Raw genomic sequence first — 13,091 nt, 5'->3', positions numbered from 1 at the left:
CGGGTGGACGGGTGGTCAGGTGGCGGCGGTCTTGCAGGCCGCGTCGGAGACCTCGCACGAGGAGCCGGCGCAGCAGTTGTCGGTGAGGAAGCGCAGCAGCCCGTCCATCGCCGGGAAATTGGCCGAATAGATGACGAACCGGCCGTCCTGCCGGGACTGGGTGAGTCCGGCGTTGGTCAGCTCCTTCAAATGGAAGGAGAGCGTGGCCGGACTGATCTCCAGGCGCTCGGCGATCCGGCCCGCGGGCAGGCCGGCGGGGCCCTGCTCGACCAGCAGGCGGAACACGGAGAGGCGGGTCTCCTGGGCAAGGGCGGCGAGAAGGCTGGCGGCTTGATTCGTTTCCATATTTCGACCATAATGGAAATATAGAAATGAATCAAGTGGCTGGAACCTGCCGCCCCTCTCCGCTGTCTGACCTCCCCGACTGCATCGTCGAGACTGCTCAAGCCTCCGAAAAGCGCCCGGGCGTTCCATTAACGGAACGCTGGGGAACTTTCCTGTCCCTTAGCAGTCATAGGTGCTCACTGCTAATATGGCCCCCATGACCGAGACTACCCTTCGCTATCCCCTGGTCACCAACAACCTGCCGGTGCCGAGTGCGCTCGGCTCGCTGGATGCCTACGTGGGTGCGGTGCACCAGATTCCCGTCCTCACTGTCGAGGAGGAGCAAGCGCTCGCGCATCGCTTCCGCGACGAGGAAGACCTCAATGCCGCGCGCGAGCTGGTGCATTCGCACCTGCGCTTCGTCGTGCATGTGGCCCGTGGCTACAGCGGCTACGGTTTGCCGCTCGGCGACCTGATCCAGGAAGGCAACATCGGCCTGATGAAGGCCGTCAAGCGCTTCGATCCCGAGATCGGCGTGCGTCTGGTGAGCTTCGCCGTGCACTGGATTCGTGCCGAGATGCACGAGTTCATCCTCAAGAACTGGCGCATCGTCAAGGTCGCCACGACCAAGGCGCAGCGCAAGCTGTTCTTCAACCTGCGCAAGAGCAAGACGCGCCTGGGTTGGATGAACGCCGAGGAAGTGCGCGCCGTGGCACAGGACCTGAACGTGTCCGAGCGCGAAGTGCTGGAGATGGAATCGCGCTTGTCCGGCCGCGACATCGGCTTCGACGCGCCCGCCGACGAGGACGACGAACATGCGCCGCCGTCGCCGGCCGCGTACCTGGTCGCCGAGAACGAAGATCCGTCGCAGGCCTACGAGCGTGCCGACAGCGAAGACCATCAGCTCGACCTGCTGCGTGAGGGCATGAGCCGTCTGGATGCGCGTTCTCGCGACATCATCAGGCGTCGCTGGCTGGACCAGGACAGCAAGGTCACGCTGCAGGAGCTGGCGGATGAGTACGGCGTCTCCGCCGAGCGCATTCGTCAGGTCGAGGCCAATGCGCTGAAGAAGATGAAGGCGCTGTTTGCGGCCTGAGCCGTTGTACCAATATAGACAGATGAACGGCCCGGATCACACCGGGCCGTTTTTATTTGTACAAAGTCACTCAATCCAGCCCATAACGAAGGACGATATGGCGAACGGCTTCGTCGTACTGCCATAAAGCAAAATCCAGGTTGACACCATGGGTTGTGCCCGCTTCGGACAGCTCGTTTCTCCACTTGACCAAGTCTAACGCCCGGATGGTGGCGTAAATGGCATCTTTCAGGGCTGCTTGTTTCGCGGGCCCCAGAAACGGAGTTTCGATGAGGCGGAGATGGTTGCCGTCCTCAGGTATGGTTCCCTTGATCGACCAGGAATTCCACCAGCACGGACTATTCCAGTCGTTACCGAGATTGGCGGGTTGCATACCCTCTTCCAGCAGCAAGGAGCTGGAACCAGATAGCCAGACGAGCCAATTTGCGCGCCAAAGGATGTCTTCGATGGATACTACAGAGGAAAGCCAGCCGGCAATCGATGGCGAGTCCAGATATTTTGCGACGAAGAACAGCGCTGCCGAAAAGCTGCCTTCGGGGCAGAACTGATAACCGTTGGTGGTGCGTCCCAGAGTAATCAGTGTGCCGCCGGGAATGATCTGGTTGTCATGCCATAGATGCGATTGAAACAAGGCGCGGCCCACGGTAGCCAGCAAATCCTTGCGGAATTGCGGGTAGTGGTACTCAGCTTCGCCGTCCGGGTAATGCACCATGATCGCGCTGACTAGGGATCCATAAATGTCACAAGGCTCCCATGGGCCAACTAGTGGTGTAATGCGCGCGATCAAATAGGGAAGCCACTCGCTCCATTCCTTCATATGGCCGAAAGAGCTCGGGCCCGAGGTGAGCTCCGACAAAGCGTCCGCAAGCTCATTGCGAGGCCATCCTGCTGGATTGTCGGTCATCAACGCGTCGAACATCCGCCGCGTTTCGGACATGAACCAGGCTTCTCCCATGGGCGTCCGCGGCCGAGGAAAGTGTTGGTGCAGGCGCTGCAATGCAATTTCAGAGGGTCCAAGGCCCGGGCGCCAATGATAGGAAGATATATCGGGCATGGAATTGTCCAGAAATGTCAGAAATTACGCGGAATTTACGCGTTTCGCATTGGTGTTTCGTGGCGGCTTTGCGGCCCTGTGGCAGAGAATTCCATTGCGGGATACGCCGCGTCCGCCAGTATCAAGATGTCTCGATTAGAATCGTTTTGCATGAAAGCATCATTGGCCTTTTCCATTACGGGCCTGTTGGTAATCGCCGGGGCGATGTTAAGCGTGGCGAATTAGTCGGTCATGCTGTGCCAGCAATTCCTCGACATGGCTACGCCGGACCTTGAGTTGATTCAGCGCAATAAAGCCCGCACCGCCTGATCGATACCCCGCGGCGTCAACTCGTACATACGCTGATCAATCAGTTCGGCGATCAGGCGATTGGATGCGGTGTAGTGCCAGGTGCGCTGCGGCATCGGGTTGAGCCAGGCAAGTTTCGGGAATTTGTTCGCCAGCCGCCGCAGCCAGACGGAGCCGGCTTCTTCGTTGTAGTGCTCGATGCTGCCGCCGGGCTGCAGGATTTCATGCGGCGCCATCGCCGCGTCGCCGACGAAGATCAGCTTGGTGTCGGGCGGATGCGTGCGCAGCAGTTCCGCCGTGCTGATGTGGTCGCTGTCGTACTGGCGGCTGCGGTTCCACAGGCGCTCGTACACGCAGTTGTGGAAGTAGTAGTGGGTGAGCCGCTTGAATTCTCCACGTGCGGCGGTGAACAGCTGCTCGCAGAGGTTGATGTGATCGTCCATCGAGCCGCCGATGTCGAGCAGCAGCAACACCTTGACGGCGTTGTGGCGCTCGGGACGCATCTTGATGTTGAGCAGGCCGGCATCGCGCGCGGTGGCGTCGATGGTGCCGTCGAGATCGAATTCCTCCGCCGCGCCCTGGCGCGCGAAGCGACGCAGCCGGCGCAGGGCCAGTTGCAGGTTGCGCACGCCGAGTTCGGCATCGTCCGCCAGTTCACGGAACTGGCGGCGTTCCCACACCTTGACCGCGCTGCGTCCGCCGCCTTGGGGGCCGACACGCATGCCTTCGGGGTGATAGCCGCCGGTACCGAATGGGCTGGTGCCGCCGGTGCCGATCCAGCGGTTGCCGCCGGTGTGGCGCTCGGTTTGTTCGGCCAGGCGTTCGCGGAAGGCCTTCATCAGGGCATCGATGCCGCCCAGCTTCTCGATACGCGCCTTTTCCTCGTCGGTGAGCATGCGCATGAAGTCGCGGCGCAGCCATTCCTCGGGGATGGTCTTGTCCGGTGCGACCGAAGTCGTGGCCACGCCGCGCCACCAGTGGCCGAAGGCCTGGTCGAAGCGGTCGTAATGGCGCTCGTCCTTCACCCAGGACAGACGTGCGAGTTCGTAGAAGGCCGCGTGGTCGGCGTAGGCGAGGCGCGCGTCGAGCGCGGCGTGCAGATCGAGCAGTTCGCGCAGGCTTACCGGCACGCCGGCCGCGCGCACTGCGTTGAAGAGCCCGATCAACATCGCCGCCCGCCTCTAGCGCGCCTGCCGGCGATGCATGAAGGCGAGTTTCTCCAGCAACTGCACGTCCTGCTCGTTCTTCAGCAGCGCGCCATACAGCGGCGGAATCGCCTTGGCCGGGTCGTGCTCGCGCAGCGCCGAGGCGGGAATGCGGTCGGCCAGCAACAGCTTCAGCCAGTCGATCAGTTCGGACGTGGAGGGCTTCTTCTTGATGCCCGGCACTTCGCGCAATTGGAAGAACACGGCCAGCGCTTCCTCGACGAGATTGCGCTCGATGCCGGGGAAGTGCACGTCGACGATCTTCGTGAGCGTCGCTGCGTCCGGGAATGCGATGTAGTGGAAGAAGCAGCGGCGCAGGAACGCATCCGGCAGCTCCTTCTCATTGTTGGAGGTGATCAGCACGATCGGGCGATGCCGCGCGCGCACGGTTTCGTCGGTCTCGTAGACGTAGAACTCCATGCGGTCGAGTTCCTGCAGAAGATCGTTGGGGAACTCGATGTCGGCCTTGTCGATCTCGTCGATCAGCAGTACGGCGCGATGATCAGTCTCGAACGCCTCCCAGAGCTTGCCGCGGCGCAGGTAGTTGCGCACGTCGTGCACGCCCTCGACGCCGAGCTGGGAATCGCGCAGGCGGCTCACCGCGTCGTATTCGTACAAGCCCTGATGCGCCTTGGTGGTGGACTTGATGTGCCAGGTGATCAGGCGGGCGCCGATCGACCGGGCCAGTTCCTCGGCCAGCAGCGTCTTGCCGGTGCCCGGTTCGCCCTTGATCAGCAGCGGGCGCTGCAGGGTGATGGCGGCATTGACCGCGAGGCTGAGATCGGCGGTGCTGACGTAGGTGTCGGTGCCCAGGAAGGTCATGGCGTCGGTGCGGCGAGGGAGAGGACGCAGACTAAGCTAACGCGTCCGAACACCGCCGTCACGAAACAAAAAAACGGCCCGCGAGGGGCCGCTTTCTTCACGGGCGCGCGTAAGGCGCGGGACCTGATGTTTTCAGTGCATGCAGACCATCATCGGCATGCTGCCGCACATCATGGTCATTGGCATGCCGCAGCCCATCATGCGGTTCATGTTGTCGCAGCACATCTTCAGCATATCCATGCTCATCATGCCGGTCGGCATCATCATGCAGACCATGCCCTGCGACTCCATCTTGCAGGTCATCTTCGGCATCATCGGCATGCCGCAGCAGGACATCATCGGCATGCCACCGCACATCATGCCGCACGGGGTGCCGCTGGCCATCATCGACATCATCATGTCGCAGCAGTCTTTCATCATGTCCATGGTGGTGCCCTGGGCGGGCTTCATCACGCACATCATGCCGTCGGCGGTCATGGAGCAATCCATGTGGCACATCATCGGCATCATCGTGGCCATCGGCATGGCGGACATGCCCGGCATCGGCATGTTGGCCATGGGCATCATGTTCATCGCGGTGTTCATCGGGGGCGTCCTGTCGGAGAGGGAGAAGGGCTTGCTGGGTGGCTCATACCCAGCGGCAATGTCATCATGCACTTAAGTCATGTGAACAGCAAGTCAATGATTTTAAAAGGAAATTTCCGCTATAACGGACGCTCGGCCGCTTTATCGAACGCGCGGTTATATGGGCATGGCGAGCGATTGTTTCCCCTGGCGTCGCCACCCCGGCAATGTGCCCGCAGTCCCTTTCGACGTGCGATTCCGCCATGCCCACCGCCACGCTTCACGACGCCGAGGAATACCGCCGCCGCAAGGCTCTGCGCGACTGCGGCAGCCGCAGCCGGCGGCGTGAATTCCTGTGGATCGATCCGCGCAGCGGCATGACGGCCGTGGCGGTGTTCCGGCCGGCGCAGCCGGCCATGACGCCGGCCCACGCCTTCAGACGCACCGGCTGAGCGCGACGGTCCGGGCGGATCGGATGGAGACGGCGGTCGTGACGACATCCGACGGCCCGATAGCGGAGACCGATCCGACAGATCTCGCGAGTGTCGTCGCCAGGCGTGTGGCCGAATTGCGCCGCCAGCGGCAATGGTCGCTGGAACTGCTGGCGAAGCAATCCGGGGTGAGCCGCGCCATGCTCTGGCAGGTCGAACAGGGCCGCAGCGCGCCGACGTTGAAGGTGCTCTCGCGCATCGCCGCGTCCCTGGACGTGCCCCTCACCGCATTGCTGCACGGCGAGCGTGCATCGGCCGAAGTGCTGCGCGCCGATCAGGCGAAACTGCTGACGTCGGCCGATGGCGGTTATGTGTCGCGGGCGCTGTTTCCCTTCACCGGCACGCATGCCGTGGAGTTCTACGAGATCCGCCTCGCGCCCGGCGTGCGCGAGCAGGCCGAGGCGCATGCGCCGGGGACGATCGAGAATCTGGTGGTCAGTGTCGGTAGTGCCGAAATTGAAATCGCCGGGCAGCGCCATGCGCTCGCGGCCGGCGATGCCATCCACTTTCGTGCCGATCAGCCGCATGCCTATGCCAATTTCGGGCAGGAGCCGGCGTTGTTGTATCTGGTGATGAGTTACACCGGCGAGCTCAACTACGGCTGAGAAAGTCTGCTTTTGCTCGTCATTCCGGCGAAGGCGGGAATGACGCGCATTCGTCCGTATCGAAAATTCTCTAACCTTCCGCGCCTCGTCCGAGGATGATCCGCGCCGCGCGCTGATAGCTCCAGTACGCCCACGTCCAATTGAGCATGACGATCAGCCGGTTGCGGAAACCGATCAGGAAGAAGATGTGGATCGTCAGCCAGAACAGCCACGCCGGATATCCGGAGAAGCGCAGGCCGTGCAGTTCGACGATGGCCTTGTTGCGGCCGATGGTGGCGAGATTGCCGAAGTCGCGGTAACGGAACGCCGGTGTTTCTCGTCGCGTGATGCGTGCGCGGATCACCTTGGCGACATGCGCGCCCATCTGCTTGGCGGCGGGCGCCACGCCCGGCACCGGCTTGCCGTCCTGTTGCACGCTGGCGAGATCGCCGGCGACGAAGACGTCGGGGAGGCCCGGCACGCTGAGGTCGGGCTGCACGGGCACGCGTCCGGCGCGATCGAGCGGCACATCGAGCGCGCGCGCGAGCGGCGAAGCGGCGACACCCGCCGCCCACAGCACGGTGCGCGCGGCGATGCGTTCCTCGCCGAGCTGCACGCCTTCGCCATCGATCGCGCCGACCGGCGTGCCGGTGCGGACTTCGACGCCGAGCTTTTCAAGCTGTTTGCGCGCCTTCGCCGACAGGGATTCCGGGAACGAGGAGAGCACGCGTGGCCCGGCTTCGAGCAGCATCACGCGCGTCTCGCCCGGATCGATGCGTCGGAATTCGCGCTTCAGGGTATGTCGCGCGATTTCGGCGAGCGTGCCGGCCAGTTCCACGCCGGTGGGGCCGCCGCCGACGATGGCGAAAGTGAGCAGTGCGCGTCGCGCCGCGGGATCGGGCTCGGCTTCCGCGCGTTCGAAGGCGGACAGCACGCGGCGGCGGATCAGCAGTGCGTCGTCGAGGGTTTTCAAACCCGGCGCGTGCGTGGCCCAGTCGTCATGGCCGAAGTAGGCGTGGGTGGCGCCGGTGCCGACGAGGAGATAGTCGTACGACAGCGGATCGCCATCGCGCATTTGCACCTGGCGCGCGCCCGTGTCGATGCCGGTGACTTCGTCCATCAGCACGGTGACGTTGCGCTGCCGGCGCAGGATGTGCCGCAGCGGCGCGGCGATGTCGGGCGCCGACAGGCCAGCCGTGGCGACCTGATAGAGCAGCGGTTGGAACAGGTGGTGATTGCCGCGATCGACGAGCGTGATGCGCACGTCGTCGCCCGCGAGCGCGCGCGTGGCCCACAGGCCGGCGAAGCCGCCGCCGATGACGACGATGTGGGGGGCGGGTGACGCCATGATTTCTAGGCCAGTTCGTGATCGCGGTCGATGTGCGAATGATGCTTAGTATCGCGCATCGTGCTGTACACCAGCAGCGAGATCGCCGTGCAGCCGCTCACGTACCAGTAGAACCACGGCTCGTGGCCGATTTCCTTGAACCAGATCGCGATCAATTCCGCGGTGCCGCCGAAGATCGCCAGCGTCAGCGCATAGGGCAGGCCCACGCCGAGCGCGCGGATGTGCGCTGGAAACAGTTCCGCCTTCACCACGGCATTGATCGAGGTGTAGAAGCTGGTGACGGCGAGGCCGGTGACGATCCAGGCGAAGGCGGCTCCGGCAGTGCTCGACCCGGCGATCCCGCTCAGGATCGTATAGCTCAGCAGCGTGCCCAGCACGCCGAAGGCGATCAGCAGCGGGCGGCGTCCCACACGGTCGGACAACGCGCCGAACAGCGGCTGCAGGAAAATGAAGACGATCAGCGACAGCGCCGAGATCAGTGTCGCCTCCGACTTGCTGAAGCCGGCGCTGTTGACGAGGAATTTCTGCGGATACGTGGTGTAGGTGTAGTACGAAATCGTGCCGCCGAGGGTCAGCCCGATCACGGTGAGCACTTCGCGCGGATATTTCATCAGCTCGCGGATGCTAGCCTTGGGCCGGTTGCTCTTGCTGACGAGTTCGAAGGATTCGGTTTCCTGCATCGTGCGGCGCAGATACATGACGGTGACCGCGAGCAGCGCGCCGATCGCGAAGGGAATGCGCCAGCCCCAATCGTTGAGCTGCTGCTCGGTCAACAGCCAGCGTTGCAGCACGATCAGCACGAGCAGCGCGAGCAGCTGGCCGAGCACCATCGTGACGTACTGGAAGCTCGACCAGAAACCGCGATGGCGCTTGTCCGCCATCTCGCTCAGATACGTCGCCGAGGTGCCGTATTCGCCGCCGAGGCTGATGCCCTGGATCAGGCGCGCGATCACCAGGATGATCGGCGCGGCGATGCCGATGTGTTCGTAGCCGGGACAGACCGCGATCAGCAGCGAGCCGCTGCACATCAGGACGATCGACCACACCAGCGCGGTCTTGCGTCCGTAACGATCGGCGAACAGTCCCATCAGCCAGCCGCCGATCGGCCGCATCAGGAAGCCGACCGCGAACACCGCGGCGGTGTTGAGCAATTCGAGGTTGCGGCTGCCCTTGGGGAAGAAGTGCGGCGCGAAGTAGATCGCGAGCATGGAGTAGGCGAGCCAGTCGTACCATTCGACCAGATTGCCGGCGGAGCCGCTGAAGATGCTGCGCAGGCGCCGCGCGGGCGTCATGGTGGCGGTGTTCGTGGCGGCATCCGTGACGATGGCGTTCGACATGGCCAGACCTCGTGCGTGCGAAGGCGGCAGGGTAGCGCAGGGAGGTTAGGCTGTGGTCAATGTCGCGACGAAAGTTCAGTAAAGTCAGTAAAGATCCACGGGATCGACGTCGAGCGACCAGCGCACCTTGCGTGCTTCCGGCGATGCGTACAACACCGGCAGGGCCGAATCCAGCAGGCGGTGCAGTTGCCGCCTCTCGTTGGATGACACCAGCAGTTGCGCGCGATGCATGCCGGCGCGCTTGGGCATCGGTGCCGGCAGCGGGCCGTGGATCGCGATGGTTTGATCCGTAATGGTCTGATCCGCATCGGCAAAGGCTTGTTTCGCCTCGCGCAGGAACATCATCGGCGCGTCGGCATGCTTGGCCTCTGCGCGCAACAGCGCGAGATGGGCGAATGGCGGGAAGCCCGCGGCTTCGCGCTGTGCGAGTTCCTGTTCGGCGAAGGCGTGGTAGCCGCCGTGGATCAACGTCTGCAGCAGCGGATGTTCGGGATGATGCGTTTGCAGCCAGACTTCACCGGGCTTCTCGGCGCGGCCGGCGCGGCCCGACACCTGGATCAGCAATTGCGCGAGCTTCTCGCCGGCGCGGAAATCGGCGGAGAACAGGCCTTCGTCGATGCCGACCACGGCGACCAGCGTGAGATTCGGCAGGTCGTGTCCCTTGGCCAGCATCTGCGTGCCGATCAGGATGCCGGGGCGATCGCCGAGCGTGTCGAAGTGGCGTTCCAGCGCATCCTTGCGGCGCGTGCTGCCGCGATCCACACGCACGACCGGCACGTCGGCGAACACGCGCGCCAGCGTTTCCTCGATGCGCTCGGTGCCGTTGCCCTGCGGTTGCAGGGCGAGGCTGGCGCAATCGGGACAGGCCTTCGGCACGGCTTGTCGCGCGCCGCAGTGATGGCATTGCAGGCGGCGGCCGCCGGCATGCACGGTCATCGGACTGTTGTGCTCAGGCGTGCTGCAGCGATGGCAGTGCGCGCTCCAGCCGCAGTCGTGGCAGAGCAGCACGGGCGCGTAACCACGGCGGTTCTTGAACACCAGCGCCTGTCCGCCGCGATCGACGGTGTCGCGGATAGCTTCGAGCAGTTCCACCGACAATCCGGCATCGAGCGGGCGCTTGCGCACGTCGAGCACGCGCACGCGCGGTGCCTGCGCGTTGCCGGCGCGGCGTGTCAGGCGCAGGTGCGCGTAGCGGCCGGCGTTCGCGTTGTGCAGAGATTCGAGCGAAGGCGTGGCGCTGCCGAGCAGCACGGGCACGTCGAGCGCTTTGCCGCGCACCAGGGCGAAGTCGCGGGCGTGGTAGCGGATGCCGTCCTGCTGCTTGTAGCTGGCGTCGTGTTCCTCGTCGACGACGATCAGGCCGGCTTGCGGCAGCGGCACGAAGATCGCCGAGCGCGTGCCGACGATCACCCGCGCCTCGCCGCGCCAGGCTGCGGCCCAGACGCGCGCGCGTTCGTTGTCGTTCAAGCCCGAGTGCAGCGCATGCACCGGCACGCCGAGGCGTGCGCGGAAGCGCGCCAGCGCCTGCGGGGTGAGGCCGATCTCCGGCACCAGCACCAGCGCCTGCCGTCCGCGGGCGAGGCAGTCGGCGATCGCCTGCAGATACACCTCGGTCTTGCCGCTGCCGGTGACGCCGTCGAGCAGCAGCGGCATGAAGCCGGTGCAGGCCCCGCTTTGGGCAGCGCGGATCGTCTCGATGACGGCGGCCTGTTCGTCGTTCGGCGTGGGGCCGGGCTGTGGCGTCGGCGCGAGCTGCGAGGCGGGGATGGCGACGCGTTCGACGATCCCGCGCTTGGCGAGCGCGCGCGCGGCCGTGCGCCAATCGTCCATGGCGACATCGAGCGCGTCCTCCCCGTGCAATCCGGCCGCCTGCACCAGATCGGCGAAGCGGCGTGGCCGGGTGCCCGCGCGCAGGGCCGGCAGGTGGGTCGCGCCGGCTTCGGTCAGGCGCCAGGCCCAGGCATGGGTGTCCGGCAGCGGCTCACCGCGGCGCAGGGCCGCCGGCAGGGCGGTCGCCAGCACTTCGCCGAGCGGGGCGTGGGTGTAGCGCGACAGCCAGCGCAGGGAGTCGGCCAGTTCGCCGTGCAGCAGCGGGGCGTCGTCGAGGCAGGCGAGGATCTCCCGCAGCTCATGCGTGCCGTCTTCCGCGGGACCGACCTCCGCCACCACCCCCACCAGCTCGCGCGGCCCGAACGGGACGCGCACGCGGCGACCGATCCAGTCCTGTGTCGCCGCCTCGGTGCCGGGCGCGCGGTAGTCGAACAGCCGCGGCAACGGCAGCGGCAGGGCGACACGGAGGATGGGATCGGTGACGGACATCGACAAAGTCTAGCGATGCGCCGGCGCAGGCATTGCGTCGCGATGTCGGCCTGGCGGACGTTTTTCCAGGCCGTGCCGTCGCGGCGAAGGCGGGTCGTGTCGTGGTCGTTCGTCAGAAATTTTTCGTGAGCATGCTTTGCGTTTCATTGCTGCCTTGACTTATATCAATCGTCTGCAAGTTACGGTCGCCAAAAGGGTTTTTCCCTTATCCACACATGCTGTGGATAACCCTGTGCATCAAGTGGGTGGAGCAGCAAAACTCCCTGAAAATCCGGGCTTGCGGTTCAAGTTGGTCAAAAAAGTGCCAAACCCGTTTTTTCATTTAAATTCATGCACTTAACCGTGAAACATTGCGGAAACAAGGGGTCGGTACGTCGGGGTATCCCGCTTCGTGACGAAGTGATGACTGCTGTGTACAACCAAATTCAGCGCAGTTCGCGCCGCGTGGAACATTCACACGCGACGGACATGCGAGTGGATGGGCCGACAGTCGCTATCATGCGGGCCCGGACCGAGTCGGTCGCCACATGGCATCGCGCCCTGCGGCGCGACGGGTTCCAGGTTGATTGCACTCGTAGATGATCCCCCGCACACCGAAAGACCCCGCTCCCCCGCCAGCCGCCCTGACTGCCTTCCTGCGTGGCGTGGAGCGCCGGGGGGCGGTGTTCGGGCAGTTGCAGTCCGGCAATGCCGATACCGGCGAGCGCGCCCTGGCGGCGGCGATGCGCGCATTCCGGTCCGCGGCCAGCGCTCTGCCGGTCGCCGATTGGCCGCGCCAGTTCTGGGCGCTGCTGCTGGCAACGCCGGAGCTGCGAGAGCCGCCGCTCGCGCCGCACTGGGACGGCGATTTCGATTTCCTGTCGCACATCGGCAGCGGCCCGCGTGCCGCGCTGCTGCTGCGGCTGGTGGCTGGCCTGAGCGAGGGCGATGCCGCCGGCGTGCTCGGCGTGGCCCGGCCGACCTATCGCCTGGCGCTGCAGCGCGCGCTGCCGCACCACGAGGACGGACGGCCCGACGCCACTGCCTGGCGCATGCTCGGCGAAGCCGCGCAACACGCCGTGCGCGAATTGCCGCCGGAGCGATTGGCGCATCTGGCGCGTTTGCGCGAGGCGGCGCTGCTGGGGCGCCGGCTCGATCCGCTGCCGGAACCCGAAGCGGAGGATGCGAAGCCGGCGTCTTCTTCCGTCACCGAGGTCATCGTTGCGCGTCCGCGCTGGACGAAGCCCGCGATGGTGGCGGTGGCGATCGCCTGTGTCGCGGCGCTGACGGCGACATTCTTCCTGCCCGAGAACATATGGCCCGGCGATCCGAACGCACCGCGCGTGCGGATCGCGGCGTTGCCGCCTGCGGAGGCCCCAGCGGCGAAGTTCGACGCGCAAGGCGCGTTGCTGCTGCATCCGGATTTCGAACAGATCCTGGAAGACGGCGATGCGTCGGCCGCCACCGGAGACGCCGCGCTCGAACATGCCGCCCGCACCGATCCCGCCTTCTACGCCTGGCTGGCCGCGGGCGCGCCCGAGCCGCGTATCGCGCCGGTCGTTCCGGAGGATTCGGAGCCCGCCAAGCCATCGACGCCGCCCGCGCCGCCGCCCAGCAATGCGCAGGAGCCGCGCACGGAGACCGAAGATGCGCTGCTGTAAGCCGGTGCGCTTTAAAACA

General features: G+C 65.0%; 12 protein-coding genes. 5 read left to right on the top strand and 7 right to left on the bottom strand.

Annotated features, from left to right (window positions below):
* Window positions 1-15 precede the first annotated feature (15 nt).
* Window positions 16-345, bottom strand: a complete 330-nt coding sequence (locus LG367_RS12305) for an ArsR/SmtB family transcription factor (protein ID WP_226469543.1) — start codon at window positions 343-345, stop codon at window positions 16-18.
* Between the two features lie 187 nt (window positions 346-532).
* Here LG367_RS12305 and rpoH point away from each other — a divergent pair, with 187 nt between their 5' ends.
* Complete coding sequence (gene rpoH, locus LG367_RS12300; RefSeq protein ID WP_226469596.1) at window positions 533-1,420, top strand: RNA polymerase sigma factor RpoH; 888 nt, start codon at window positions 533-535, stop codon at window positions 1,418-1,420.
* A gap of 70 nt (window positions 1,421-1,490) precedes the next feature.
* Here the strand turns inward: rpoH and LG367_RS12295 are convergent, their stop codons facing one another.
* The 3 genes from LG367_RS12295 to LG367_RS12285 form a co-directional block, all read right to left on the bottom strand.
* The gene (locus LG367_RS12295) at window positions 1,491-2,357 is read right to left on the bottom strand and encodes a hypothetical protein (protein ID WP_226469542.1); all 867 of its coding nucleotides are present in this window, start codon (window positions 2,355-2,357) and stop codon (window positions 1,491-1,493) included.
* A gap of 398 nt (window positions 2,358-2,755) precedes the next feature.
* The gene (locus LG367_RS12290; protein ID WP_226469541.1) at window positions 2,756-3,931 is read right to left on the bottom strand and encodes a vWA domain-containing protein; all 1,176 of its coding nucleotides are present in this window, start codon (window positions 3,929-3,931) and stop codon (window positions 2,756-2,758) included.
* A gap of 12 nt (window positions 3,932-3,943) precedes the next feature.
* On the bottom strand, window positions 3,944-4,789 hold the full coding sequence (locus LG367_RS12285; RefSeq protein ID WP_226469540.1) for an AAA family ATPase: 846 nt from the start codon (window positions 4,787-4,789) through the stop codon (window positions 3,944-3,946).
* Window positions 4,790-4,928: 139 nt separating this feature from the next.
* On the opposite strand from LG367_RS12285, the gene LG367_RS12280 reads away from it, so the two are divergent.
* The 3 genes from LG367_RS12280 (at window position 4,929) to LG367_RS12270 (ending at window position 6,449) form a co-directional block, all read left to right on the top strand.
* A complete protein-coding gene (locus LG367_RS12280; RefSeq protein ID WP_226469539.1) occupies window positions 4,929-5,450 on the top strand; it encodes a hypothetical protein in 522 nt (173 codons plus the stop codon).
* A gap of 166 nt (window positions 5,451-5,616) precedes the next feature.
* Complete coding sequence (locus tag LG367_RS12275) at window positions 5,617-5,805, top strand: hypothetical protein (protein ID WP_226469538.1); 189 nt, start codon at window positions 5,617-5,619, stop codon at window positions 5,803-5,805.
* Window positions 5,806-5,843: 38 nt separating this feature from the next.
* The gene (locus LG367_RS12270; RefSeq protein ID WP_226469537.1) at window positions 5,844-6,449 is read left to right on the top strand and encodes a helix-turn-helix domain-containing protein; all 606 of its coding nucleotides are present in this window, start codon (window positions 5,844-5,846) and stop codon (window positions 6,447-6,449) included.
* 70 nt (window positions 6,450-6,519) lie between these two features.
* Here the strand turns inward: LG367_RS12270 and LG367_RS12265 are convergent, their stop codons facing one another.
* The 3 genes from LG367_RS12265 to LG367_RS12255 all read right to left on the bottom strand — a co-directional run bounded on the left by LG367_RS12265 (window position 6,520) and on the right by LG367_RS12255 (window position 11,432).
* Window positions 6,520-7,776, bottom strand: a complete 1,257-nt coding sequence (locus LG367_RS12265; protein ID WP_226469536.1) for an NAD(P)/FAD-dependent oxidoreductase — start codon at window positions 7,774-7,776, stop codon at window positions 6,520-6,522.
* 5 nt (window positions 7,777-7,781) lie between these two features.
* The gene (locus tag LG367_RS12260) at window positions 7,782-9,113 is read right to left on the bottom strand and encodes an MFS transporter (protein WP_226469535.1); all 1,332 of its coding nucleotides are present in this window, start codon (window positions 9,111-9,113) and stop codon (window positions 7,782-7,784) included.
* Between the two features lie 84 nt (window positions 9,114-9,197).
* Entirely contained in the window at window positions 9,198-11,432 is a 2,235-nt protein-coding gene (locus LG367_RS12255; protein WP_226469534.1) for a primosomal protein N', read from the bottom strand.
* 578 nt (window positions 11,433-12,010) lie between these two features.
* Here LG367_RS12255 and LG367_RS12250 point away from each other — a divergent pair.
* Window positions 12,011-13,072 carry a hypothetical protein gene (locus LG367_RS12250; protein WP_226469533.1) on the top strand — a complete coding sequence of 354 codons (1,062 nt, stop codon included), beginning with the start codon at window positions 12,011-12,013 and terminating at the stop codon, window positions 13,070-13,072.
* The last annotated feature ends 19 nt before the right edge of the window (window positions 13,073-13,091 follow it).

This window comes from Luteimonas panaciterrae, from assembly GCF_020511115.1.
Lineage (GTDB): Bacteria > Pseudomonadota > Gammaproteobacteria > Xanthomonadales > Xanthomonadaceae > Luteimonas > Luteimonas panaciterrae.
Note: the sequence above shows the minus strand (reverse complement) of the source record. Positions and strands in the feature narration are given on the sequence as shown.